18 protein-coding genes are annotated in these 24,180 nt (G+C 70.7%); 6 read left to right on the top strand and 12 right to left on the bottom strand.

Features of this window, described 5'->3' with window-relative positions; all coding sequences use genetic code 11:
* Positions 1-278: 278 nt before the first annotated feature.
* Together disA and radA are read right to left on the bottom strand one after the other, a co-directional pair.
* Complete coding sequence (disA, locus tag ACZ6NC_RS16515; RefSeq protein ID WP_148644934.1) at positions 279-1,337, bottom strand: DNA integrity scanning diadenylate cyclase DisA; 1,059 nt, start codon at positions 1,335-1,337, stop codon at positions 279-281.
* A 188-nt stretch (positions 1,338-1,525) separates the two neighbouring features.
* Positions 1,526-3,037, bottom strand: a complete 1,512-nt coding sequence (gene radA / locus ACZ6NC_RS16520) for a DNA repair protein RadA (RefSeq protein ID WP_465733220.1) — start codon at positions 3,035-3,037, stop codon at positions 1,526-1,528.
* Between the two features lie 188 nt (positions 3,038-3,225).
* Here radA and ACZ6NC_RS16525 point away from each other — a divergent pair, with 188 nt between their 5' ends.
* Positions 3,226-5,235 (top strand): BACON domain-containing protein, encoded by a 2,010-nt coding sequence (locus tag ACZ6NC_RS16525; RefSeq protein ID WP_465733222.1) that lies wholly within the window; start codon positions 3,226-3,228, stop codon positions 5,233-5,235.
* A gap of 68 nt (positions 5,236-5,303) precedes the next feature.
* Here the strand turns inward: ACZ6NC_RS16525 and ACZ6NC_RS16530 are convergent, their stop codons facing one another.
* The 3 genes from ACZ6NC_RS16530 to ACZ6NC_RS16540 all read right to left on the bottom strand — a co-directional run bounded on the left by ACZ6NC_RS16530 (position 5,304) and on the right by ACZ6NC_RS16540 (position 8,849).
* Positions 5,304-5,975: a GAP family protein gene (locus ACZ6NC_RS16530; RefSeq protein ID WP_465733224.1), complete on the bottom strand. Its 672-nt coding sequence runs from the start codon at positions 5,973-5,975 to the stop codon at positions 5,304-5,306.
* A gap of 74 nt (positions 5,976-6,049) precedes the next feature.
* Positions 6,050-7,384, bottom strand: coding sequence for a DUF1254 domain-containing protein (locus tag ACZ6NC_RS16535; protein ID WP_465733226.1), 1,335 nt, complete (start codon positions 7,382-7,384; stop codon positions 6,050-6,052).
* 139 nt (positions 7,385-7,523) lie between these two features.
* A complete protein-coding gene (locus tag ACZ6NC_RS16540) occupies positions 7,524-8,849 on the bottom strand; it encodes a DUF1254 domain-containing protein (RefSeq protein WP_465733228.1) in 1,326 nt (441 codons plus the stop codon).
* 211 nt (positions 8,850-9,060) lie between these two features.
* On the opposite strand from ACZ6NC_RS16540, the gene ACZ6NC_RS16545 reads away from it, so the two are divergent.
* Positions 9,061-10,116 (top strand): NAD-dependent epimerase/dehydratase family protein, encoded by a 1,056-nt coding sequence (locus tag ACZ6NC_RS16545; RefSeq protein ID WP_465733230.1) that lies wholly within the window; start codon positions 9,061-9,063, stop codon positions 10,114-10,116.
* 154 nt (positions 10,117-10,270) lie between these two features.
* Here ACZ6NC_RS16545 and ACZ6NC_RS16550 read toward each other — a convergent pair whose 3' ends face one another.
* Positions 10,271-11,320, bottom strand: coding sequence for a family 2 encapsulin nanocompartment cargo protein polyprenyl transferase (locus ACZ6NC_RS16550; protein ID WP_465733232.1), 1,050 nt, complete (start codon positions 11,318-11,320; stop codon positions 10,271-10,273).
* A gap of 88 nt (positions 11,321-11,408) precedes the next feature.
* Positions 11,409-12,836 (bottom strand): family 2B encapsulin nanocompartment shell protein, encoded by a 1,428-nt coding sequence (locus ACZ6NC_RS16555; RefSeq protein WP_465733234.1) that lies wholly within the window; start codon positions 12,834-12,836, stop codon positions 11,409-11,411.
* A gap of 358 nt (positions 12,837-13,194) precedes the next feature.
* Here ACZ6NC_RS16555 and ACZ6NC_RS16560 point away from each other — a divergent pair, with 358 nt between their 5' ends.
* The gene (locus ACZ6NC_RS16560; RefSeq protein WP_465733236.1) at positions 13,195-14,301 is read left to right on the top strand and encodes an ATP-grasp domain-containing protein; all 1,107 of its coding nucleotides are present in this window, start codon (positions 13,195-13,197) and stop codon (positions 14,299-14,301) included.
* A gap of 38 nt (positions 14,302-14,339) precedes the next feature.
* On the opposite strand, the gene ACZ6NC_RS16565 is transcribed toward ACZ6NC_RS16560, so the two are convergent.
* From ACZ6NC_RS16565 to ACZ6NC_RS16575, 3 genes are all read right to left on the bottom strand, one after another.
* On the bottom strand, positions 14,340-14,978 hold the full coding sequence (locus tag ACZ6NC_RS16565) for a methylated-DNA--[protein]-cysteine S-methyltransferase (RefSeq protein WP_465733238.1): 639 nt from the start codon (positions 14,976-14,978) through the stop codon (positions 14,340-14,342).
* A 122-nt stretch (positions 14,979-15,100) separates the two neighbouring features.
* Entirely contained in the window at positions 15,101-15,334 is a 234-nt protein-coding gene (locus ACZ6NC_RS16570; RefSeq protein ID WP_396321913.1) for a hypothetical protein, read from the bottom strand.
* A 151-nt stretch (positions 15,335-15,485) separates the two neighbouring features.
* On the bottom strand, positions 15,486-16,814 hold the full coding sequence (locus tag ACZ6NC_RS16575; protein WP_465733240.1) for an MFS transporter: 1,329 nt from the start codon (positions 16,812-16,814) through the stop codon (positions 15,486-15,488).
* A 206-nt stretch (positions 16,815-17,020) separates the two neighbouring features.
* Here ACZ6NC_RS16575 and ACZ6NC_RS16580 point away from each other — a divergent pair, with 206 nt between their 5' ends.
* Both ACZ6NC_RS16580 and ACZ6NC_RS16585 read left to right on the top strand, forming a co-directional pair.
* On the top strand, positions 17,021-17,869 hold the full coding sequence (locus ACZ6NC_RS16580; RefSeq protein ID WP_465733242.1) for a hypothetical protein: 849 nt from the start codon (positions 17,021-17,023) through the stop codon (positions 17,867-17,869).
* A 1,115-nt stretch (positions 17,870-18,984) separates the two neighbouring features.
* Positions 18,985-21,201: a protein kinase domain-containing protein gene (locus tag ACZ6NC_RS16585; protein WP_465733244.1), complete on the top strand. Its 2,217-nt coding sequence runs from the start codon at positions 18,985-18,987 to the stop codon at positions 21,199-21,201.
* A 314-nt stretch (positions 21,202-21,515) separates the two neighbouring features.
* Here the strand turns inward: ACZ6NC_RS16585 and ACZ6NC_RS16590 are convergent, their stop codons facing one another.
* Positions 21,516-21,977 (bottom strand): NUDIX domain-containing protein, encoded by a 462-nt coding sequence (locus ACZ6NC_RS16590; RefSeq protein ID WP_465733383.1) that lies wholly within the window; start codon positions 21,975-21,977, stop codon positions 21,516-21,518.
* A gap of 84 nt (positions 21,978-22,061) precedes the next feature.
* Positions 22,062-23,414: a tetratricopeptide repeat protein gene (locus ACZ6NC_RS16595; protein ID WP_465733246.1), complete on the bottom strand. Its 1,353-nt coding sequence runs from the start codon at positions 23,412-23,414 to the stop codon at positions 22,062-22,064.
* A 219-nt stretch (positions 23,415-23,633) separates the two neighbouring features.
* On the opposite strand from ACZ6NC_RS16595, the gene ACZ6NC_RS16600 reads away from it, so the two are divergent.
* Complete coding sequence (locus tag ACZ6NC_RS16600) at positions 23,634-24,098, top strand: ATP-binding protein (RefSeq protein WP_465733248.1); 465 nt, start codon at positions 23,634-23,636, stop codon at positions 24,096-24,098.
* Positions 24,099-24,180 lie beyond the last annotated feature (82 nt).

Raw genomic sequence — 24,180 nt, forward strand, 5'->3', positions numbered from 1 at the left:
CCCCGGCCCGATTCGCCGGGGCTTCGGCGTGCTTCGCGGGCGTTCGCGGGTGGTATCAGGTGCCCTCGGGTGCCCTCGGGCCTTCACGGGGTACTTGCGGGGTACTCGCGGGCGTTCGCGGGGTACTCGCGGGCGTTCGCGGGCGAGCCCACTGCGATCGACAGCCGCGGCGCGGACCTGCTGCTCCGCGTGACGCGGTAGCGGTCACGGAGCGACAGGACGGCCCCCGGGGATCCGCTCCCCGGGGGCCGTCCTCGCGCGTGCCGGCGGTGTGCCGGTCAGACGTAGCGCTCCAGGATGGACGATTCGGCAAGGCGGGACAGGCCCTCGCGGACCGAGCGGGCCCGCGTCTCGCCGACGCCCTCGACCGTCTGCAGATCGTCGATGCTGGCGGCCAGCAGCTTCTGCAGACCACCAAAGTGCTCGACCAGCCGCTCTATCACCGTGTTGGGCAGCCGCGGGATCTTGGCCAGCAGCCGGTAGCCGCGCGGCGAGACCGCCGAGTCCAGCGACTCCGGGGAGCCCGAGTAGCCGAGCGCCTTGGCCACCGTCTGAAGGTCGAGCAGCTCGGCGTGGGTCAGCGCCTCCAGGTCGGCCAGCACCTCGGTGACAGTCCGGCCCTTCTTGGCGGCCCGCTCGGGGAAGTAGTCCCGGGCGACCAGCTCGCGCTCCGGCTCCACGCCCGCGATCAGCTCGTCGAGCTGGAGCGAGAGCAGCCGGCCGTCGATGCCGAGCTCCAGCACGTAGCCGGCGATCTCGGTGGCGATCAGCCGGACCATCTCCAGCCGCTGGGCCACGGCGGTGACGTCCCGGACCGTCACCAGGTCCTCGATCTCCAGGGCGGAGAGCGTACCGGCCACCTCGTCCAGCCGGAGCTTGTACCGCTCCAGGGTGGCCAGCGCCTGGTTCGCCCGGGAGAGGACGGTGGTCGAGTCCTCCAGGACCCGGCGGGTGCCGTTGACGTACATCGCGATCAGCCGCATCGAGTGCGAGACCGCGACCACCGGGAACCCGGTCTGCCGGTTGACCCGCTCCGCGGTGCGGTGCCGGGTGCCGGTCTCGTCGGTGGGGATGGTGGAGTCCGGCATCAGGTGCACCCCGGCCCGGACGATCTTGGTGATGTCCTTGTCCAGCACCACGGCGCCGTCGAGCTTGCACAACTCGCGCAGCCTGGTCGCGGTGAACTCGACGTCCAGGACGAAACCACCGGTGCAGATCGACTCGACGGTCTTGTCGAAGCCGAGCACGATGAGACCACCGGTGTTGGCCCGCAGCACCCGTTCCAGGCCGTCACGCAGCCCCGTGCCGGGCGCGATGGCGGTGAGGGAGGCCCGCAGCAGGGCCTCCTCGCGGGAGGACTTGTCCGCCCGGTCGCTGGCTGCCACGTGACTCCTCCGGTCGACCCCGTACCGCGCGCCTCGCGCCGTGCGCCGGCCTACGGTCTGTTGCTCTGTCGCTTAGTACTGCCTTATCACCAATGAGACAGGGGAAAGTCTAACTGTGTACGGCAACGACAGGGCTTGGGTCAGCGCAGTTCGTCGGAGTCGAGCGGCTCCCACCCCTCCATCAACTCCTCCGGGTGGGCCACAACGGGGGGTGCGGCGGCGGCCCGGCGCGGGGTGGGCGGCGCCGACGGTACCTCACCACGCGGCTTGGCGGGGGCCCGGCGGCGGCCCGGGATCGCCCGCAGCGCCTCGCCGATGTCCGCGACCTCGACCACCTTCATGCCCGGCGGCACCTTGCCCGGGTCCGGCGGGACCAGCGCGTGGGTGAAGCCCAGCCGGTGCGCCTCGGCCAGGCGACGCTGCACACCCGTCACCCGCCGCACCTCGCCCGCGAGGCCGACCTCGCCGATCGCCACCAGGTTGCTCGGGAGCGGGGTGTCGGAGGAGGAGCTGGCCACCGCGAGGGCGACCGCGAGGTCGGCCGAGGGCTCGCTCAGCTTCACCCCGCCGACCGTCGCGGTGTAGATGTCCTGCTTGCCGAGCTTGACCCCGCCGTGCCGCTCGACCACGGCCAGGATCATCGCGATCCGGGGCGACTCCAGGCCCGACGTCGTCCGGCGCGGGGACGGGATCTGCGAGTCCACCATCAGCGCCTGGACCTCGGCCACCAGCGGGCGGCGGCCCTCCAGGGTGACGGTCAGGCAGGTGCCCGGGACGGGCTTGTCACGCCTGGTCAGGAAGAGGCCGGACGGGTCGGCCAAGCCCGCGATGCCCTCGTCGTGCAGCTCGAAGCAGCCCACCTCGTCGGTGGCGCCGTACCGGTTCTTGACCCCTCGGATGATGCGCAGCCGGGCGTGCCGGTCCCCCTCGAAGCTCAGCACCACGTCCACCAGGTGCTCCAGCAGGCGGGGGCCGGCGATCTGGCCGTCCTTGGTGACGTGGCCGACCAACAGGGTGGCCATGCCGCGCTCCTTGGACGCCCGGATCAGCGCGCCCGCCACCTCACGGACCTGCGCCGGGCCGCCGGGCGCGCCGTCCAGCTCGGCGGAGGCGATGGTCTGCACCGAGTCCAGGATCAGCAGGCCGGGGTTGACCGCCTCGATGTGGCCGAGGACGGCCCCGAGGTCGGACTCGGCGGCGAGGTAGAGGTGCTCGGAGAGCGCGTTGATCCGGTCCGCGCGCAGCCGGACCTGGCCGGCCGACTCCTCGCCGGTGACGTAGAGCGTGCGGTGCTGCGCGGTGGCCGCCTTGGCCGCGACGTCCAGCAGCAGGGTGGACTTGCCGACACCGGGCTCGCCGGCCAGCAGGACGACGGCACCGGGGACGAGACCGCCGCCGAGCACCCGGTCCAGCTCGGGCACGCCGGTGGAGCGGGCCGTCGCGACCTGGCCGTCCACCTGGGAGATCGGGCGGGCGGGCGCGCTGACCGGGCCGGCGGCCGTCGTCCGGATCGGGACGGCGCCGTACTCCTCGACCGTGCCCCAGGCGTTGCACTCCGGGCAGCGGCCGACCCATTTGGGCAGCTGGTTGCCGCACTCGGTGCAGCGGTACGCCGGGCGCGGCTTGGCGGTGGTCTTGGTGCGGGCAGCCATGCGGTCACCGTAGCGCCTGGGTCCGACAACGGGCCGTGGGCAGGGGCGGGCAGGTGGTGGGCGGGGGGCGCGAGCCGGGACGCGGGGGCTCGCGTGAGGTCCACGAATGGGCGATGTTGTTACCCGAAAGAAGTACAACAGCAGGGAATAGCCCGGATGCCGCGCCCCGGCTCTCTACCGTCGGACGGGTGACAACGAGTACTGACGGGCCGCGGAGCACGGAAGGGCCGCGCGACCCCGTGCTCGCGGCGTACGAGCGGCAGGTGGACGGCCTGTTCACCTACTGCCTCTCGGTGCTGTGCGAGCACGACGCGGCCGCCGCCGCCCTGCGCGAGGTGCGCGAGCTGGCGCTGCGGCACGGGGTGCGGCTGGCGGAGCCCGGGATGGCGCGGGCCTGGCTGTACTCGCTGGCGCGGTACTGCTGCCTGCGGCGGCTGGAGGACGGAGCCGGGTCCTCCGGCGCCGGGCCGGGCCTCTCGGTGGTGGGCGCCGAGGTGGGCGTTCCGGCGGCGGAGGCGGCCCGGCGGCGGCGCGAGCTGGCCTCGCTCGCCTGGCCCGAGGCGGCCGGCACCGACCCCGAGCAGCGCGAGGCGCTGGAGCTGTCGGTCCGCCACCGGCTCAGCCCGATCGAGGTGGCGGCCGTGCTGGGCGTCCCGTTCGAGACCTCCCGCGCGCTGCTCGCCTCGGCCGAGGCGGAGGTCGGCCGGACCAGGGCGGCGCTGCTGGTGCTCGGCGTCGGCAGCTGCCCCGAGCTCGACCGGCTCGGCGGGGCCGGCGCGGAGAGCTGGCGGGACTGGGTGCTCGGCCCGGCGCTGCGCCGGGAGCTGGTGCAGCACGTGGTGGACTGCCCGACCTGCCGGGGCACGGCCGAGCGGGTGGCCGGGGAGGTGGTGGAGGGGACGGCGGGCCTCTCGGGGCTGCCGGTGCTCACCGCGCCGTCCGCACCGGCCGGGCCGTCGGCGGGCGAGTCCGGCCGAGGCGGCGGGGTGCTGTTCCTGCCGCGCGCGGCAGGGGCTCCGGCGGGGCGGCGGGCGGCGGTCCCCGCCCCGGTGGTCGAGCCGGGCCTGCGGTTCGACCAGGGCGGGTTCCCGCGTCACCGCGCGCCGGACGCGGGCCGTGCGGTGGCGGTGCGCCGGCGGGTGGTGACCACGGGAGTGCTGGCGGCGGTGCTGGCCGCGCCGGTGGTCGCGCTCTGGGCCGGCCACCGGGGTGGCGGCGGCGCCGGGGCGGCCGCGGCGGTCTCCTCGGTCCGGGTCGAGGACGACCGGCGGGCCACCGGGCACCGGCCGGCCGGGCCCGGGTCGGCCGACGGGGAGCCCGGGCAGGCCGGGCAGGTCGGCGGGGTGGTGGGTGCCGTCGGGGCGGCTCCGGCGGTGGCCGGGCTGGAGCTGGCCTGGGCCGGGCCGGTGAGTGCAGAAACGTTGCTTCCTGGGATCCAGGGGCCGGCCATCCCCGTTCCCGCGCACGGTGCGACGCCACTCGGCAGTCCGACACTGGTCGCGGCACCGACGCCCGCTGCCGGTCCGTCTGCCGGTGCCGGTCCGTCGGCCGGTGCCGGGGGCAGTTGGTCCGGAGCAGGGGCGCCCGTGCCCGCCCCTGCCGGGCTGCTCACCGTCGAGGCCGGCGAGTACGGCAACCGGACCGTGCTCACCCTCACCAACTCCGGCACCACCGAGATCCGCTGGCACGCCGAGGTGGACGCCGCCTGGCTGCGGCTCAGCCGGGACGCCGGAACGCTCGCACCGGGCCAGCGGATCACCGTGATCGTCACCGTCGACGAGGACCTCGCCCCGAACACGCACTGGACCGCCCGGATCGCGCTGCCGCCCTCGCAGGCCGTGGTCACCCTGGAGGGCGGCCCGCGCAACCGCGGCGGCTCCACCTCGGCCCCGGCCGAACCGACGGCGGGTCCGACCCCGTCGGGCACGCCCTCGCCGGGCGGGACGCCGTCCGGTACACCGAGCGGGACTCCCTCCGGCACGCCGTCCGGTGGGCCGACCGGCGTGCCGAGCTCGCCGCCGCCGTCCCCGGGCTCCCCAGCCCCGACCGCGACGGCCTCACCGACGACGGCCCCGCCGACGACGGCATCGGCATCGGCATCGCCCTCGTCGTCGCACTCGCCGTCACCCTCGTCGTCACGCTCGCCGTCAAGGAGCGCGTCCACCCCTGCCGCGGCCGGGTCCGCATCGCCGCACTGAGCCGGTGGGGCGAAGCGGGCGAAGCGGGCGAAGCGGCGAGCGGGTGGCCGGGACCGGGGCCGGGGCCGTTACGTGGTCAGGCCGGAGATCGCGTCACCGATGTACTTCGCGCCGAGGACGATCAGGACCACCACCATGATCGCCGCGTTGTGCGCCGCCATCCACGCCTTCCACTCCCCCAGCACCCGCGCCGAACTATCCCCGCCGAACAGGTAGACCGCGAGCGGCAGCAGGGTGCAGAGCGAGCCGATCAGCACCATCAACGCGGCCGCGACCGCCTTGCCGCCACCGGAGGCCGTGCTGGTCGCGATGGAAACGGCGCCGCCGACCGCCAGCACCAGGTTCTTCGGGTTGGCCACCACCAAGGCGGCGGCCAACCCGGCCGCCCTGCCCGGGGTGAACCGGTCGATCGCGTGCATCCACTTCGGCGGACCGTGGACATGCCCCTCGCGCGGGCGGTCCTGCCACTGTTTGAGGCCCAGCAGCACGAAGAGCGCGCCCAGCGCCAGCTTCAGCCACCACGCCCAGGTCGGTTTGGACGAGTCGCTGCTCAGCCCCGACCCCGCCGACACCACCACGGTGACCACGGCCGCCAGCGCCACCACCCAGCCGGCCGTGAACGCCAGACCGTTGCTCTTCCCCTTCGGGGTGGCCAGCATCAGGATCACCGCGATCAACGAAAACGGGCTGATCGCGATGCCCACGGCCGAGGCCAGCATCTGGCCGACGGCGTCACCCATCCCTGCGTCCCTTCGTCGGTGCGGTGGCTGCCCGTCGGTGCTCGGCCCGGGCCTCGGCGCCGGGCCCGTGTGGTTCAGGTACGCCGGATCGGCGGTACCCGGTAGGTGCCGTCCAACGCGGCCGGCTTCGGCTGGTAGAGCCGGATGATCGGGCGGAACCCGCCCTCCGGGGTGGGCAGCCAGTTCGCCGCTCCGGCCGGGTCGGCGGGCCGTTCGTGCTGAAGCCGGAGCGTCAGCGAGCCGTCCTCGCCGTGGACCAGGCCGGGGGTGCGGTCGCCGATCGAGTAGCGCGCGTCCGGGTTCGCCACCAGGTAGTACTCGGGCAGGCCGTACATGGTGACGGACCAGAAGGCGTCGGCCGGCGGGGGCTGGTCGAAGCGCAGCGTGTACGAGTGGGCGCCGTTCAGCGGGTGGCCGTCGGAGTCGTCGTACGTCATCGCGTACACCGCCTCGTACGCGTGGTTGCCCCAGAGGCCGGCGCGGGCCGCGGCGGCCCGGCTGAGGTAGGCGGCGCGGCGGTCGGGGATGCGCCACTCGGGGTCGTCGATCGTGCCCGGGCCGAGGAAGTCGACGTTGTAGTCGAACAGGTGCAGGGCAGTGCGCCATTCGCCCGCCGGGTGGTCCTCCGGCGGCCGGGTGGCGTCCTCGACCCGTTCACGGCCGGCCGCCAGGCCCTTGAGCAGGGCGAGGGTCCAGTCGGGCGCGGCGGCCCGGTACGGCGACGGCCCGGCGTCGAGCAGACCGAGCGGGGCGAACCGCTGCTGGTACTCGACGTCCGCCGCGGCCGGCGGGAAGGCCGCCATCCAGACCCGGAGCCGTTCGAAGAACGCCAGCCGCTCGGGCACCTCCTGGTCCGGTGCGGGCAGCCCGGCGACCAGCCCGCCCGGCTCCAGCGGTTCGAGCGTCAGCCCCTCCTGGAGCGCCCGGACGCGCGGCAGGTCGTCGGGGCCGGTGCAGGCGAAGCGGCCGACGATGCTGGCCACGGTGGTCGGCGAGACGATCACGTGTTCGTGGTCCGTGGGGGTGCCGTGCCAGCCGGGCGGGACGATCAGCCAGGTCTGGGCGCCGGTGCCGGTGGCCCGGCGGCCGACGTAGGCGAAGTTGTCGGTCCAGGCGTCGACGAACTGCAGCACGTAGTACGCCCCGTCGGCGTCCGGCACGTGCAGCACCTGCGGGCCCTCGGAGAGGTCGAGCTGGGCGATCGAGTAGACGGTGTCGTTGTTGACGGAGACGAACGGGTCGTCCGGTCCGGCGAGCCGGCCGGCGTGGCTGATGTGGTTGAACGGAGCCGCCGGCAGGATGCCCATGCCGCCCTCGGTGAAGCGCTCGACCATGGTGAGGTCGGAGACCAGCGGGTAGCCGTAGACATAGGCGTCGGCGGCCAGGGCCTCCAGCTCGGGCTGGGTCATCGGGAGTCCTTCTCGGGGTCCGGCGTGCGTGGGTATGGGCGGGGGCGGTATGGGTGAGGTGGTGCGAGGGCGCGGTGGTCAGCGTGGCGCAGCGACGTCAGCGGCGGGAGGGGCGGGAGTGGCGGGAGGGGCGTGGTGGTCAGCGTGGCGTCAGCGGCGGGAGCGTCCAGCGGCCGTCGAGGACCGACTCGTCCGGGCCGTAGAGCCGGACGACCACGGTGAACGGGCCGTCCGGTGCGGGCAGCCAGTTGGCCGAGTGATTGGCGTCGGCCGGGCGCTTGTGCTGGAGGTAGAGGGTGAGGCCGCCGTCCGCGTCGCGGACCAGCCCGGGGGTGCGGTCGCCGATCGAGTACCGGTCCAGGATGTTGTCGACCAGCTGGCGGTCCGGGAGGGCATACATGGTGGCCGACCAGAAGAACCGGGCCGGCGGCAACCCGTCCGGGCCGAACCGCACGACGTAGTCGTGGTCGGCGGCGTCGGGCGGCCGGTTGCCCTCGCTGTCGGCGAGCCAGCCGCTGTACCAGGCCTCCTGCACGGGCAGCCCGTACAGGCCCTTCATCGCGCCGACCGCCTGCTTCAGGTAAGCGGTGCCGATCTGCTCGCGGGTACCGAAGAGGCCGGTGGAGCCGGCGGTCTCGCTGGCAGCGCGTTCCAGCTCGGCGCGGCCGTCGGCGATACCGCGCTCGATCTCGGCGCGGACCGCGATCGGCAGCGCGGCGGGCTCGAACTCGCCGCGGCCGTCGATGCCGAGGTCGGTGAGGCGGCCGCGCAGGTCGGCCTCGGCGGGCAGGACGGGGAAGAAGCCGAGCAGGAAGTCGAGGAAGCTGAAGAACTCGATCGTGTCCAGCACCTCCTCGCGCCAGACCGGCCAGACCGGATTCGGCGCGGGGGCCGGTGCCGGTGTGCCCGCGTACTCGTGCAAGGGGCGCAGGCGGTACTGCTGCTGGATCTCCTTCAGCTCCTCGACGGCCTTCGGCGACGTCCCGCCGAGGTAGGTGCGGCCGAGGACACCGATCAGCCGGGTGGCCGTGCGGATGACGCCCTTGATGCCCTCGGGGGCCTCGCCCTGCCAGCCGGGGCCGGCCACCAGGTAGTCGCCGGCCTCCTGGCCGGTGGCGCGGGCTCCGACGAACCCGGCGAAGACGGTGTCGAGTTCGTGCAGCGGGAGCACGTAGTAGCGGTCCGCGGCGGGCACCGAGATCACCCACGGCTCGGCGCGGAGGTCGAGCCAGGCCCAGGAGTACGGGGTGTCGTTGTTGGGGGTGACGATGTCGGTGTCGGCCGGGGTGAAGGGCTGCGGGTAGTGCCGGAAGACGCCGAAGCCGCCGACGTACCTCGGGTCCGCGTCGTCCACCGCCTGCGCGTACATGGTGCGGTAGTTCTGCAGGATCGGATAGCCGCGGACCCATGCTTCGGCGGCGGTCGCACGGATGGTGGCCGGGTCCACGAGTGCCGGGTTGACCATGCTGTCGCTCTCCCCAGTGCCGGAGCATCGGCCGGAAGGCCGGAGCATTGCTCATGAATCAGACATATCGGTACACGGGGGATGCTATGCGGACCAGATTGGATCAGCACCTCGACCGGCAGGCCCACCTGTCCGGGGTGGCCGGCCCGGAACCCTCCGCCGAGAGCGAACGAGCGCATGCGGACGAGGCGGGGGAGGCAGCCTTACCGGTATGAAGATCCTCCTGCTCGGCGGTTCGTCCTTCCTCGGGCGGGCCTTCGCCTCCGCAGCCCTCGACCGCGGCCACGAAGTGACCACCTTCAACCGCGGCCGCTCCCACACCGACCTACCCGGGGTCGAGGCCGTCCGGGGCGAGCGCGACTCGGCCGACGACCTGGCACAGCTGGTCGAAGGGCGGCACTGGGACGCCGTCGTCGACACCTCCGCGCAGCAGCCCGCCCAGGCCGTGGTCTCCGCCCGGCTGCTGCGCGAGCACGCCGACCACTACACCTTCGTCTCCTCCGTGCACGCCTTCACCGACTGGCCGGCCCAGGCGGTGAACGAGGACTCGCCACTGCACCCCTGCCCCGCCGACACCCCGCCCGACCAGCCGCCCGGCAACGCCCTCAAGGCCGGCTGCGAGCGCGCGGTGCTGGAGCACTTCGGCGCCGACCGCACACTGATCCTCAACAGCGGGCTGCTGATCGGCCCGTACGAGAACGGGGGCCGTCTGCCCTGGTGGCTGGAGCGGATGGCCCGCGGCGGCCCGGTGCTGGCGCCGGGCGACCGGGAGCGGGCGATGCAGGTGATCGACGTCCGCGACTTCGCCGCCTTCGGCATCGAGGTGGTGACCGCCGGGCACACCGAGCGCTACATCACCACCGCCCCGGCCGGGAACGTCACCTTCGGGGAGTTCCTCGCCACCTGCCGGGAGGTGGTCGGCGAGCCCTCCGACGGCCGCCCGGCCGCCGAGCTGGTCTGGGTCGAGGACGGCCCGCTGCTCGCCGAGGGCCCGGACAGCGTCCAGCCCTGGCTGGAACTCCCGCTCTGGGCGCCGGACGTGCCGGAGATGGCGGGCGTCTGGCTCGCCGACACCACCCGGGCGCAGGCGGCCGGGCTGCGCTGCCGACCGTTCGCCGAGACCGCGCGCGACACCTGGGCCTGGCTCCAGCAGCGCGGTCCGGCCGAGGACACCGACGCGGACGGCCTCAAGGGGCGCAAGGACGCCCAGCACAGGCACGGGATCGTCCCGGCGAAGGAGCAGCGCCTGCTCGCCGCGCTCGCCTGATCTCTGCCGGGTGCGCCCGCCCCTTGCCGCGTGGGCCAGGCCCCTGCCGCGTGGGCCAGGCCCCTCCCGGACACGCGTACTCCTGGCCGGCCACACATGGGCGGGAGTGGGGCGTCGGGCCGGCCGACGTCCCGCTCCCGCCCACGCCGCCCGCTCAGTGGGTGCGGCGGGTGACCAGCTCCGCGAGGGCGAGCAATTCGTCGGCCGCGGACGGCTCGGGCACCGCCGTGGCCAGCTGGGCGAGCGCCGTGGCCATCCGCTCGCAGGACTCCCCCTGGGCCCAACCGCGCCCGCCGGCCCTCTCGACGGCAGCCGCGCAACGGTTCAGCTCCTCCGGACTGAGCGGGCGTTCGAGCGCGTACAGCTCGGCCAGGGCGCGCCCGTCGGCCGTGCCGGAGCCGAGCGCCGCCACCACCGGCAGCGACTTCTTGCGCGCGACCAAGTCCGCCCCGACGGGCTTGCCGGTCACGGCCGGGTCGCCCCAGATCCCGATCAGGTCGTCGATCAGCTGGAACGCCAGGCCGATCTGGCGGCCGAACCCGTCCATCGCCTGCGCGGCCTCCTCCGAGGCGCCCGCGTACGTCGCGCCCATCGCACAGGCGGCGCCGAGCAGCGCGCCCGTCTTGGCCTCCGCCATCGCCAGGCATTCGGTGAGCGAAACGTCACTGCGTTGCTCGAAGGCGCAGTCGATCTGCTGGCCCTCGCAGAGCTCGACCACGCAGTCGGTCAGCCTGCGGATGGCGCCCTGGGCGGCCGGGTGGGTGTCCTCGGCGAGCAGACGCAGGGCCAGCGAGTGCATCGCGTCCCCCGCGAGGATGGCCTCGGTGGTGCCGAACACCCGCCAGGCGGTGGGGCGGTGGCGCCTGGTCTCGTCACGGTCGATGACGTCGTCGTGGAGCAGGGTGAAGTTGTGGACCAGCTCGACGGCGGCCGCGGCGGCGGTGGCCGTAGCCGGGGTGCCGCCGAGCGCCTGGGTGGCGGCCAGCACCAACGCCGGTCTGATGGCCTTGCCGGAGGGCGCGGCCACCGGTGTGCCGTCCGCCTCCCACCAGCCGAAGTGGTAGCCGGCCACCTTGCGCATCGAGCCGGGCAGCGAGTCGACGGCGGCCCGCAGGAGCGGGTCGACCAGGCCGCGGGTGTGGGCGAGCACGTCCTCCGCCTCGTGCCCCTCGCGGTGGTCGCGTTCCAACGTGAAGATTGCCATGGGTTCCTCCCCCTGATGTGACGATGGGCGCCGCCCGACCGGTGTGTGGGTGAGCCCTGCCGGGCGGCGCGGTTCCGACCGGCCCCGGTCAGTCGCGGTGGTGCGCGACGTCGACGTTTTCCAGGACGCCCACCGCGTCGGGCACCAGAATGGCGGCGGAGTAATAGGCACTGACGAGATAGGAAATGATGGCCTTCTCGCTGATTCCCATGAACCGGACGGAGAGGCTCGGCTGGTATTCATCCGGAATTCCGGTCTGATGCAGCCCGATGACGCCCTGGTTCTCCTCCCCGGTGCGCAGCGCGATGATCGAGCTGGTCTGACCGCCGACGACCGGGATCTTGTTGCACGGGAAGACCGGCACCCCGCGCCAGCCGAAGACCTGCTTGCCCTGGACCTCGACGGTGTCCGGATAGAGGCCGCGGCGGCTGCACTCCCGGCCGAAGGCGGCGATCGCCCGCGGGTGGGCGAGGAACATCTTGGTGGAGCGGCGCCGGCTCAGCAGCTCGTCCATGTCGTCCGGGGTGGGCGGGCCGGAGTGGGTCTGGATCCGCTGGTCGTACTCGGCGTTCTGCAGCAGCCCGAACTCCGGGTTGTTGACCAGCTCGTCCTCCTGGCGCTCGCGCAGCGCCTCGATGGTCAGCCGGAGCTGGTGCTCGATCTGGTTCATCGGCTGGTTGTAGAGGTCGGCGACCCGGCTGTGCACCTTGAGGACCGTCTGCGCGACGCTCAGCTCGTACTCGCGCGGCTTCAGCTCGTAGTCCACGAAGGCGCCGGGCAGCTCGTACTCACCGTGATGGCCGGCGGAGAGTCCGATCGCCGCCTCGCCGTGCTTGTTCTGCGCCTGCTCGAAGCCGGCCAGGTAGTCCATGATCTGGAGCTGGAGCGCCTCGGAGCGGTCGGCGAGCTCCTGGAACGCCGGCCAGGCGAGCGCCAGGACGGTACCGGCGGTGGCGGCCTTCACCGTGTACGGCCAGGCGCCGTCGTCCTGCCGGAGCGCCTCGTCGCCCAGGTGGTCGCCGTCGGCGAGGGTGCCGACCACCGTCTGCTCGCCGTACTTCCCGGATCCCAGCCGGTCGAGCTTGCCGTGCGCGATGATGAGGACCTCGTCGATCGGAGCCCCGGCCGCGACCAGCACCTCACCGGCGGAGAACTCGCGTTGGACGAAGCGCCCGGCCAGCTCCTCCAGGACCGCGTCGTCCTCGAAGCCGCGCAGCACCGGCACCTCGCGCAGCGTCGGCGGGACGATCCGCACCTCCGAGCCTGTCTTCACGAAGCTCACCCGGCCGCGGCCGACCGAGTAGCGCAGGCGACGGTTGACCCTGTAAGTGCCGCCGGACACCTGCACCCACGGAAGCATCCTGAGCAGCCAGCGCGGGCTGATGCCCTGCATCTGTGGCGCGGACTTGGTGGTCGTCGCGAGGTTCCTCGCGCCCGCCGTGCCGAGACTCTGCTGCTGCCGGGCCTGCGGCTCGCCGCCCGGCACAGGAATACCGACGTTGGTTTCGGTCGACATAGGGAGCCCTTCAAATACCCGATGAAGTGTCGCCTTGCAACACTCATGGTGAGGCCATTCGGTGGGCTTCGCAATCACTCTTTCGAGTGGTCGGAATAACCGAACAAATAGGACGACTGGATCACCAGATCGATATTGGTTCGATCATTATTCGAACATTCAATAGCGCCTCTCCCCGGCGGCCGCCCCGCGCCCCCGCGCCGGGGCCGCCCCGGCACCCCTCCCACCCCACCCACCCCGCGTTCGCGTCCGTGCGAGGGGCCGCTAAGGTGCCACCTCAAAGGGCCACGGGGCCAGTTGACGAGTGTGGTCGGACCGGATGCCCTCCCCTCGTTCACCCATGCCCTGGGAGGCCGTCATGAGCGCCCCCGTACGTATCTGGCTCAACCGCACCTACGCCGAGAACGTGTTCTTCATCGAACAGCTGCGCGAGGCGCCGCGGCCGGTCGAGATCCATGCCACCCACGTCGACCCCGACTCCCCCGTCCTCGCCGCCGCCGACCACGCCACCCTGGAACCCGGCGACCTCACCCCCGACGCGTACGTCGGCTACGCCCTCGACTACTGCGCCCGGCACTCCGTCGACGTCTTCCTGCCCCGCCTCCACCAGCTCGCGATATCCCTGCACCACCAGGAGTTCGAGGCGATCGGCACCGCCCTCGTCTGCCCGCCCGCCACCGCCATCGCGGCCTTCGACAGCAAGGCGGACGGCTACGCGGCGATCGCCGCCGCAGGGCTGCCCACCCCGCCGTGGTGGCAGGTTCGCACCGCCGCCGACCTGCTCGCCGCCGTCGAACGGATCGAGGCCGCCGGACTCACCGCCTGCCTCAAGCCCGCCTCGGGCGCCGGCGGCGAGGGGTTCCGGGTACTCACCCGCGAGCCGTTCGGCCTGCACCGGCTGGCCGGCTGGGACAGCCGGGTCCAGGTCGACCAGGTGGCCGCCGCGCTGGAGGCCGCCGCACCGCGGGGCATCACCCCGGAGGGCATCGGCGGGCAGGCCGACCTGCTGGTGATGCCCTACCTGGACGGCCCCGAGGTCTCGGTGGACTGCCTCGCCGACCGCGACGGCACCCTGCTCACCGCCGTCGGCCGCAGCAAGCACCGGCGGCGTCGCAGCTTCACCACCGCGCAGCGGTACCTGGAACCCGCCCGCCGGGTGGTCGAGTCCACCGGGATGGCGTTCCTCTCCAACGTGCAGTTCCGCCACCTGGCCGGGGAGCCGGTGGTCATCGACGTCAACACCCGGCCCTCGGGCGGCCTGCACCAGCTGCGCCTGTGCGGCCTCAACCTGCCCTGGAACGCGGTGCAGTTGGCGCTCGGCGAGCGGCCCGACACCGGCCGGGCCGGGGGCCTCGCCGGGGACTTCGCCGGCATCGACTACACGCTCGTCTCGGGCATCCAGCCGGTACTGCCGCGCCAGGCCCCGTTCGCCCGCGGCCTCACCCCGGTGGAGCTGGTCCACTGACCGTGGTACGGACATGACAATAGGGCCCAACCGGCCTGCTACAGCGGCCCGTTCCAGTCCAGCGTCGGCTCCAGAACACCCTCCAGGGTGAGCAGCCAGCGCTTCACGTCGATCCCGACCCGGCCGCCGCCGAAGCCGCCGATCCCGTCCGCCGCCACCACCCGGTGACACGGCACCAGCAGCGCGACGGGGTTGGCGGCCATCATCTGCCCGACCGTCCGGGCCGCCAGCCCCGGCTCCGACACGGACTCGAACACCCCGCTGCGGGCGGCCAGTTCGCCGTAGGTGATGGTCCGACCGAACGGTACGTCGCGCCAGAGCGTCTGCAGCACCGCGCGGTGCGGCCCGGCGCTCAGGCTCCAGTCGATCGGCAGCCCCAACTCCCGGCTGCGGCCGGCCAGATAGGCGCCGATCCGGTCCGTGACGGCGGCGATCTTCGACTCGTCCGTGCAGCGCGGCAGCTCGCCGCCCGCGTGCCCCAGATAGCCCGCGGCCGCCACGCCCAGCGGCGTCACCGCGATGTGCATCGGCCCGCTCGGCAGCGGCGTCTCCACGGTCAGCCAGGACATCGGACCGGGCCCGGAGCCCGCGCTGGGGACGGCGCCGGACCTCTGGCCGGTACCGGGGCCGGACGTCTGCCGGGACCTCGGCTCGGACTTCGGCTCGGACTGCGACACGTACGGGCCCCCACCCTCCTCCGCCGGGCTGGCCGCCGGCCACGCCGACACCCGGAAGGCGCGCGAGGACCACCCGCCCCGCGCGCCATCGTACGGCTCCGGCCGGTCCGGCGCGGCCGCGGCTAGAGCCGCCCCTTCAGCTCCGCGGCGAGCCCACGCGACCAGCGCGACAGCTCGGCCCGGTCCGGCGCCCGGCCCTCGCAGAGGGCACCGAGCTGGGCGTCGTTGATCCGGTTCGGACCGGGGATCTCCAGCAGATACGCGAGCTCCTCCAGCACCGTGGCGAGCCGCTTCCCGTCCGTGTGGTCCAGGGCGACCGCCGACTCGTGGTGGCTGATGGTAGAAGAACCGGGCATGGCCTACCTCCTCCGTTCGCCCCCGCACTCCTCCACGGTACGACCGCCCCGGCCGCCCTGCGCGCCACCGTCGCGAGCCGGGACGTCCGGCTCCGCCGCGCGCCCGGCCGGACACGGTGCGCGATGTGCGGTGCGTACCGTGCCGCCCGCGTCAGGCCACCTCGGCCGGCTCCTCCGCCGTCCGCGTCCTGCCCGCCCCACGTTCCCCGTCCACCGCGCCGGCCTGCTCCCAGGACCGCCGCCGCACCGCCGGGACGGCCAGCACCGAGATCCCGGCCGTGATCTGCCACAGCGCGCCGAACAGCAGCACCGCGGGCACGCCGACCCGGCTCGCGACCGGCCCGGCCGCCGCCAACCCGGCCGGCCCGAGGACGAAGGCCCCCAGCGATCCGAACGCGGCCACCCGGGCCAGGACTTCGGGCGGCACCCAGCTCTGCATGGTCGTGCTGTACAGGGTGCCGCAGACCGCCGAACCGGCCCCCGCCACCACCGCGGCCGCCACCACCCACGGCAGCGACGCCCCCGCGGCGAGCGCAGCCGAAGGCAGCGCCCAGCCGAGCGTCGCCACCGTCGCCACCGCGAGCGGCGGGCCCGGCCTGCGCCCCAGCATCACCATCCCGCCCAGCACCGCGCCGACCCCGTACACGCCCATCACCAGACCCCAGCCGCGCGCCCCGCCCAGGCTCCGCTGCGCGGTCAGCGGGCCGAGCACCAGGAACGGCGCCCACACCAGCAGGTTGAACAGGCCCATGTGCGCCGTGGTGATCCACAGCCACGGCCGCGAGCCGAACTCGGCCCAGCCGTCCCGCAGATCGCCGAGCAGTGAGCCGGACGGACCGTCGGCCGCCGCCCTGCCCGGCAACCGCAGCCGGGCCAGCGCGAACCCGCCGATCCCGTACGTCACCGCGTCCACCAGCAGCACCGCCGCCGGGCCCTGCACCGCCGTCACCACGCCCGCCGCCGCCGGCCCGGCCACCGTCGCCACCGAACGGGCCAGCCCCAACAGGGTGTTGGCATCCGGCAACAGCTCCTTGCGGCGCACCAGGTCCGGGACCAGCGCGCCGAGCGCCGGCATGAACAGCCCCTCGCCGACACCCCAGACGGCGACCAGCACCACCATCGCCCACACCGGCGCCCGGCCCGCCACCAGGGCCACTCCGAACGCGGCCTGGACCACCCCGCGCAGGACGTCCGAGCCGAGCATCACCCACCGGCTGCCCAGCCGGTCCGCGATCACGCCACCGGCCAGCAGCACCAGCACGATCGGCAGGATCCGGGCGGCCATCACCCAGCCCAGATCGGTACCGCTGCCACCGCCGTCGAGCACCGCGAACGCCACCGCCACCGGCGCCATCGAGGAGCCGAGCAACGAGGTCGTGTAGCCGACGAAGAACCATCTGAAGTCGCGCTCGCCCAGTACGGCGAGACGGCCGCCCAGCCGCCGCCGGCGGGCCGGAATCCGCTCCGTTTCCACTGCCATGGGCGGCAAGTCTGCCCCCGCCCGGGAACGGCGTTCAAGGGTTTCCGGCGAAAAATCTGAGCCGAATGGCATCAATTTTGCCGACCATCACAACAGCCGCAGTAAACAGTCTCGCAAACCCGCTTTCACCTGCCATTTACTGCGCTTCATCGGTATTCTCGAAGAACCCCCACGGCCCACATTTACTGCGGAAGAGAGGCTCACACTTGCCCGACCAGCCACCGGTGGAGTACGCGGTTGCCGTCGAGCGTTATCTCGCCGCCTCGGAGCTCGGCGCGGGATCCCGCCGGATCTACCGGATCGCCCTGGACACCTGGGCCTGGGCACTCGCCGACCGCCCCGCCCCCACCGGCCACGAACGGCGCCGCGCCAGGCCGCCCGTCCTCCCGCTCGCCCTGCTCGACCACCCCGGCGCGGCCGCCCGCCTCCAGACCGCCGTCACCCACCGCGCCGCCGGCACCGACCCGCGCACGCTCAACCGTGAACTCTCCACCCTGCGCGCCGCCGTGGCCTTCTGGCGCACCCAGGGCTGGATCGACACCGACCCCACCACCGGCCTGCGCCCGCACCCCCTGCCCGCCACCGACACCGCCCCGCTCACCCCGGACCAGCTCCGCGCCCTCTTCGCCCTCCGTGCCCCGCTGCGCGAGCAGACCCTCTGGCACCTGCTCCACGAGAGCGGCGCCACCATCGAAACCGTCCTCGCCCTCGACGCCGACGACCTCGACCTGCCTCACCGCCGCACCCGCCCGCCCGCCGCACCACTGCGCTGGCGGACCGGGACCGCCCGCCTCCTCCCCCTCCTCCTCGCCGGCCGCACCACCGGCCCGCTCTTCCTCACCGACCGCCGCGCCCCCGCCGCCACCCCCGCCCCCGACCGCTGCCCCCACACCGGCCGCGCCCGCCTCTCCTACCGCCGCGCCGCCGAACTCTTCGCCGCCCACACCCCGGCCCCGGGCTCGACCCTGCGCCAACTCCGCCCGGCACCCCCGAGAACGCCACCGGCCCCGGACAACGAGCCCGGAGCCGTTGAGCACGCGCCGCCCGCCCACTAACGAACGCGGTCCAGCCCCTCACCGTTCTGGCCCGCGCCCAGACTGGCATCGGGAAGGTCCGCCCGTCGGAGGACCTGATCCGCTCGCGCGCCATGTGGTACGCCCACGCGTACGTCGAGATCTTCTTCTCGATGGAGAAATGCTTCCCGGTGGCCGCGTCCAGCACCTCATGGAACTCCTCCATGAGGTGCTGCCAGTCGACCTCGTCAAAGTCCGGGTCGCTCCACCCGTAGAGCGACTTGAGCTGGCGCTTCACCGCGGAGAAGAATGAAATCGGCTCCCGCTCCCGAACGCCAACCTTCACGTCGTGCGCCGCCAGCCAATTCTTGAATTCGTCCGGCGCATCGATCCACTTGTCCGGACTGTCGCGCAGCTCGGCGCAGTCCACCCAGGCCCAGAAGCTCTCCGCATCGACGACGTCAGGTGCCTCGGCGTGGTGCCCCTTGCACAGAAGCGCAAAATTACGGACATCCATGGAGCCCCCGAGGGACGCCGGCACGACGTGGGCCCGCTCGACCGGCTTGCGCCAGCAGACCAGACACGCCGGCTCGTCAAGGCCCAGGTACCGGGCGATCCACTGACAGTCCCGGAACGCCGACCCGGACCATCGGAGAACGCCGAAGGGCCCCTCCACCCGTGGATGGAGGGGCCCTTCGAAGTGCTTCGGCACAGCGTCTACACAGAGCCCCCTGTCGGGTTCGAACCGACGACCCCCGCTTTACAAGCCCCACTTGGATCATGACGGGGCGTGACACCTGATGCCGCGTGGTGCTGAACCTGCAGGTCAGCGCCACGCGGCATGTTGCGTGATCCACCTCCGGGTGGCGCCAGCCGCTCCGTCCGCTCACGCATCGCTCACGCATCGCCTCCGGGATGACGCGGACCAGCCCTGAAGCTCGCGCGACCGCCGGCGGGTGTTGGCATGTCCCCCGCCATGCCGGCCCACCGCCTGAATGTGATTCAACCGATCACAGTCCCAAGCAGGCCGCGAGTCCAAGCGTCAAGAAACAAAAACTGTCAGCTGACGGCTGGCTAACTCCCACCACTATGGCGATGGGCGGTCAAGCGATAGCCTCGTATTGAGCCTCTGGCAGCAGCTACCAAGGGAGGCCAGCATGAACCAGGCAGTAATCGTAGGGATTGATACCTATCCCGGATCTCCCCTTCAGGGGTGCGTGAATGACGCGAACGATATGGCCGAATGCCTCTCGCTCGAACAGTATGACTTTGACTGCAAGATGCTGCTTAATGGCCAAGCAACTCGGGCCAACATCCTGCAGGGCATCTCAGAAATTGCCTACAGTCAAAATGGGGGAGAAACACTTCTCTTCTATTTTGCGGGTCACGGCGAAGTGCTCGGACAGGCCGGCCACCTAGTTACGTTCGATGCAGAGCCATTTGATCCCGGAATATCCCTGAGCCACTTAGCCCAAATCATGGAATCCGCGAGCCATGTCTTTGATCACGTAATTAGCATCCTAGACTGCTGCTACGCCGGCGCCGCATTTGGATGGGTGAACAGCAGGCCGCTGCAACCCGGGGACATTGAGCGCGAAGTTACCACGGTCAATGAGAGTCGTTGCATCCTTGCAGCTTGCCGCCCCGAACAGGAAGCCCAGGAATCGGATGGAAACGGAGCCTTCACTCGAGCACTAACTGACGCCTTACTCGGTGCGGCCGTCAATTGGGACGGCAATATCACACTGCTCGGAATTTACGAGTACATATCTGAGGCAATTCCCACAGAAATTCAAACCCCGGTATTCAAGGGTGACATCGCGGGAACTGTAGTAATCGGCAGGGGATTTTCACCACGCCAAGGTAAGCAAATCGACAGGGGAGATCTTTCTCAAACCCTCTCAAAAGCCCACCACTTGGTTGACGAATACCACCATCTGCAACTGAGAGAGCTATCTGATCGAAGTGTTCGATTGCGACAGGGGGCCAAGACGTGCTCGACTGAGCTGGAAGAGGTAGTGCGCTGGTTCAACGATACCGAGAAGGCCCTTCCAGACATTCGCCGAGCGCAGGGCTGGATGGATCTCACCGCACGCGTACGGGAGCACAGGAAAAACTTGGCCGACCTTAGCGTGGGTGAAGAAACACGCTACGGCCGTGTCCTGCAGGACCTGGGAAATGGCGGCTACGGAAGGGTTTGGGAACTCGAAGGAGAAGACAAAAAGCGTTACGCAATGAAGGTTTTCCATGGCAACGAGCTCGAAGATGAGATTAAGGTGCAACGCTTCGCCAATGGCTACAGCGCCATGCGCAAGTTGGAGCACCCTAGAATCGTACGTGTGCATGCCATGATGTACGCGCCGTTCGGCTTCATCATGGACGCCATCCCGGGGAAGAACTTGCGGACAGCAATCGACCGCAGCGACCCGGAACTAATCTTGCGCCTAATGATTGACATCTGCGAGACTGTGCAGTATGCGCACTCCCGAAAGGTCAAGCATCGCGATATCAAGCCAGAGAACATTATTGTCGTCTATGACGAGGATGGCCACCTGACTCCTTACCTGACCGACTTTGACCTGGCGTATCACGAAACAAATAGGACGGTCACTATTGCCAATATGGGAGTTGGCGGAGTAATAAACTATGCCGCCCCCGAGCAGCTCTATGAGCCGAACACCAAGAACGCCAGAAGCGAGACGGTTGATGTATTCAGTCTCGCACAGTTGCTCTACTTTCTTTCCACTGGGCGCGACCCGAGCGGCGAGAACTTTGGAAGAAATATCGATATACTAAAGCAAGAGATTGGCAGCTGGGTCGACGATCGAGCTGCTAGTGCCCTTATTGACATCTACAAGAAGTCGACCTCCAAGTCTCCTTCCGACCGCCCTCAGAGCGTTCTAGATTTCACCGCTCCAGTCAGAAGAGCAGAGTCCATTGTCCAGATCGCGAGCGGCACGGATCGAATCGTCGAGGATGACCTCTGCCGTCGTCTAGGATCTCTCTATGCAGGCTTTGACCAATACACCGCCACTGACGGCGAGTGTCGGATGGCAAGCCTGTCGGGGCAAATGGAAATTATCGTTCGTCTCAAAGACGTCACATCTTCGCAGATGGCCTCTCTTGAGATCGAGATATCGATTACGGACAAGATCCCAATTCCATCGCTAAAGTCCGGCAAGTCCGCCCGAGAAACCATTAACACTCGGCTGGATAAAGTATTTGCAAAATATCCCAATGTTCATCGACATGCGGGGAATAAGGGTGCCTACCAGGTCTACATCGTCGTGGACAAGGTTCCGCTCGATGTGTACGGAATCACCGAGGTCGCGGAGATAATCAGCAAGGCAGTATCGGGAATCGAGCAATGGTAATAGCAATGGTGACTGGAAGCCTCGAGTAAGCATACTGCTTCAGTCGGGATACCATGAGGATCGATCGGCATCCGCATTAAGAATTCGATGACCGGATGAATCGTATCAATCCGCACGGGAGTTCTTCTATGCCATTCCTGCCGAGGTCCGCGCCACATTGGAGCGGTTTGCCGGTGAGCAATGCTGGAGTTCCACGAGGCCATGCCCCTGGGTAGCGCCCATCGGCGTAGCTTGGCGTCCGTTGGCGACCCTTCAGGATGTCAGTGCCACGAGGGTGGCCGCGACTTCGTCGGACTCGGCGGTCTTTGGCATGACTACACAGTACGGGTCTCCTGCACCCAGCCGCCCAGAGAGACATCTGGACCGCCAGCCAGGTATCGATTGAGCGCGCTCGCCGTCGTTGGGACGAAGTTCTCGGGGATCGCGTCGGTGGAGATCCAGCTGACCTGCGCGTGCTTGTCCGGCTCGACGTTGACGGGGTCACCTGACCATTCGTGGGCGGCGAAGACGACCGTGAGGAAGCCGTTGGGCGCCTCCACTCCTCGTGCACCGTGGATGACATGGGCCAGTTGGAGGGCTTCAGGGTCGACGACCAGGCCAGTCTCTTCCTGGAGCTCTCGGACCGCGGTCTCGGTGATGGGCTCGCCGGGCTCGCTCTTACCGACGGGGAGGTCCCACATCCCCTGGGCGAACTTGGCTCGGGGACCACGCTGGAGGAGGACAACCCGGTCCGTCTCGCGGTCGTGCACGATCACCGCCGCGACCAGCAGGGTCATCGCGTCTGTAGCTGGCTTCAGGGCTTGAGTTGCGTCGGCGACCTGCTGCTCGGCCACGGTGGTCCCTTCGTTGGCGGGGAGGTACTAGGTCAGAGCGTCTCGGGCTCGCCGCTCCAGCTCGGCGGCCCCTGGCACTCCGCGTCTACGGTAGATCGCCAGGCTGGGTCTGATGGAGGAGATGGCCTTGCTCGTGCGATCCGAGGACATGCCTTCCATGAGGTCCATGGCCTGGCTCCAGGTCGCAATGGCCTCGTCGGCGCGGGTCTGGGCAGCGAGGCTGTCCCCGAGGTCGGCGTACGTGAGCACGTGGACACGCTTGTACTTCTCGGCGTCCCAGCGGAGGAGTGCGGCTCGGTGCTGCTGCTCGGTGCCGACGTGATCGGCGAGGTCAGTCAGGGTTCTGGCGGTGTGGCTGGCGACGGTGCCGGCGGCGGGTCCGCTGACCAAGGAGAAGCTGGGCTGCGGTTCGGCGTGCCTTGTCAGGGCGTCTTCGGCGGCAAGGAGGGCTTTCGCGGCGGCTGCCTTCTCGCTGGTGGCCGCGTACGCACGAGCGTGGGTGATGTGCAGCAGGGCTTCAGTCTGGCCGTCGACGTAGCCGAGGCTCCGGGTTAGCGCGCTCTCGATGAGGTCGACGCAGTGGTGAGGCTGCTTCAGACTCAGGGCCTGGTGGGCAAGGGCCCGCATCATCCAGCCGGCGTGGCCCTTCGGGTCCGCTTCACAAGCGAGTTGGTAGCCAACCTGGTAGTAGTGCTGGGCGGCGCCTTCCTGGCCCAGGTCGTGGTGCTTCCAGCCTGCGAGGTAGGCGAGTTCAGCAACCGCCCCGAAGGCTTGCCGCCGGACCTTCTCACTCGGGAAGCGCCCACTGAGCATCGGGGCAGCGGTGTCGGCGAGGTAGGCGGTGACGGTGGTGAGACCGTGGCCGCCCCCGAGACGCTCGTCTGCCGCGCTGAAGACGGCGGTGATCTGACGGACGACGTCGACCTCTGCTTCACCCACCAGGGCAGCGCCTGTGCGGGCTCGTAGCAGGCGGGAGACAGCTTCGTGGTCATAGCTCAGGGGCATCGCGACCCCGGCGGTGGTGAACGCCGCGATGGCAAGGAAGCGCCGGCGGTCGACGTCAGCGCGACCCAGGTTCGTAGCGGTGAGTACTGGGTCGGTGCTGGCAGCCAGGGACTCCTCGGCTGCCGCGAGGCCGATCTCGACCAGGGTGACTGGTCGTCCCGCCCGGCGAGACAGGGCTTCGGCGATGTATTGGCCGACCTGGCCCGATGGGCGAGCTCCGTCGATCCAGTGAGCGACGGCCGACTTGTTGGTGCGCAGAGTCTCGCCGTTCTCGGCAGCTACACGACGGACTGCGGATGCGAGGGCCTCGTAGGTCCAGTTGGTCGCTGAAATCGCGTCCCGAAGCCTGCCGTTGGGTTCCTTCTGCGCTGCCACGATCCCCCGATCTGGAGCTGTAAACCTCATATACCACTCTGCGTGGTCATCACCGTACCGCTGGTGAGCACGCGGCGGTTGACTAATCATCAGTCGCCCAAGCGCCGAGACAACTCGGTTGCAGGCTCCCCTTCCTATGCCTGGGCGGCTCCAGATCTGCGGTTCAGCTTCCTGTAGGTCACCGGAAGCGAACCGCGCCCACGCGCCGAGGAGACCGGTATGCCCGCCGCACGGTTCGTCGCTCCCGCCACTCCCCCGATCGTCGCTCCTGTGCGCCACAGGGTGCTGGCTGCCCTCCGCGCTTGGGGAATACGACTGGACGAGGAAACGGCGGGCGATGTCGCGGTAGTGGTCTCTGAGTTGGTGACGAACTCGGTGGTCCATGCCGAAGGGGATCTCGTGACCATCGCGGTCTACGCCAGCCGAGACCGCCTACTCATCGAGGTGTATGACGCCAGCCCTCAAGCTCCGACATCTGGTGTCGCCGGCGAGGAGGACACCAGCGGGCGCGGCCTCTTCCTGGTGGAAGCGCTCGCCCGATGCCACGGCAGCAGCCCCACCCCGCGCGGCAAGAAGACCTGGGCCGAGCTGGACATCAGCCAGCGGCCGACGCCAAGCGGCGGGCCGCCTGAGTCCGCGCTCACGGCCGAGCATCGCCGCGCCGGTCTGGCCCGCACGACCTGACCGACCGCTCCAACCGAACAAGGCTTCCCTCCCGCCCGACCGGGGCTGGGGAGGGATCGACACCGCTGGCTCCGACGCGGCT

It is taken from the genome of Kitasatospora sp. NPDC041988, assembly GCF_055588525.1.

Coding starts and splice junctions, on each gene's coding strand:
- radA (WP_465733220.1), bottom strand. CDS start 3,037: ATGGCTGCCCGCACCAAGACCACCGCCAAGCCGCGCCCGGCGTACCGC.
- ACZ6NC_RS16530 (WP_465733224.1), bottom strand. CDS start 5,975: ATGGGTGACGCCGTCGGCCAGATGCTGGCCTCGGCCGTGGGCATCGCG.
- ACZ6NC_RS16535 (WP_465733226.1), bottom strand. CDS start 7,384: ATGACCCAGCCCGAGCTGGAGGCCCTGGCCGCCGACGCCTATGTCTAC.
- ACZ6NC_RS16540 (WP_465733228.1), bottom strand. CDS start 8,849: ATGGTCAACCCGGCACTCGTGGACCCGGCCACCATCCGTGCGACCGCC.
- ACZ6NC_RS16545 (WP_465733230.1), top strand. CDS start 9,061: ATGAAGATCCTCCTGCTCGGCGGTTCGTCCTTCCTCGGGCGGGCCTTC.
- ACZ6NC_RS16550 (WP_465733232.1), bottom strand. CDS start 11,320: ATGGCAATCTTCACGTTGGAACGCGACCACCGCGAGGGGCACGAGGCG.
- ACZ6NC_RS16555 (WP_465733234.1), bottom strand. CDS start 12,836: ATGTCGACCGAAACCAACGTCGGTATTCCTGTGCCGGGCGGCGAGCCG.
- ACZ6NC_RS16560 (WP_465733236.1), top strand. CDS start 13,195: ATGAGCGCCCCCGTACGTATCTGGCTCAACCGCACCTACGCCGAGAAC.
- ACZ6NC_RS16570 (WP_396321913.1), bottom strand. CDS start 15,334: ATGCCCGGTTCTTCTACCATCAGCCACCACGAGTCGGCGGTCGCCCTG.
- ACZ6NC_RS16575 (WP_465733240.1), bottom strand. CDS start 16,814: ATGGCAGTGGAAACGGAGCGGATTCCGGCCCGCCGGCGGCGGCTGGGC.
- ACZ6NC_RS16585 (WP_465733244.1), top strand. CDS start 18,985: ATGAACCAGGCAGTAATCGTAGGGATTGATACCTATCCCGGATCTCCC.
- ACZ6NC_RS16590 (WP_465733383.1), bottom strand. CDS start 21,977: ATGACCCTGCTGGTCGCGGCGGTGATCGTGCACGACCGCGAGACGGAC.
- ACZ6NC_RS16600 (WP_465733248.1), top strand. CDS start 23,634: ATGCCCGCCGCACGGTTCGTCGCTCCCGCCACTCCCCCGATCGTCGCT.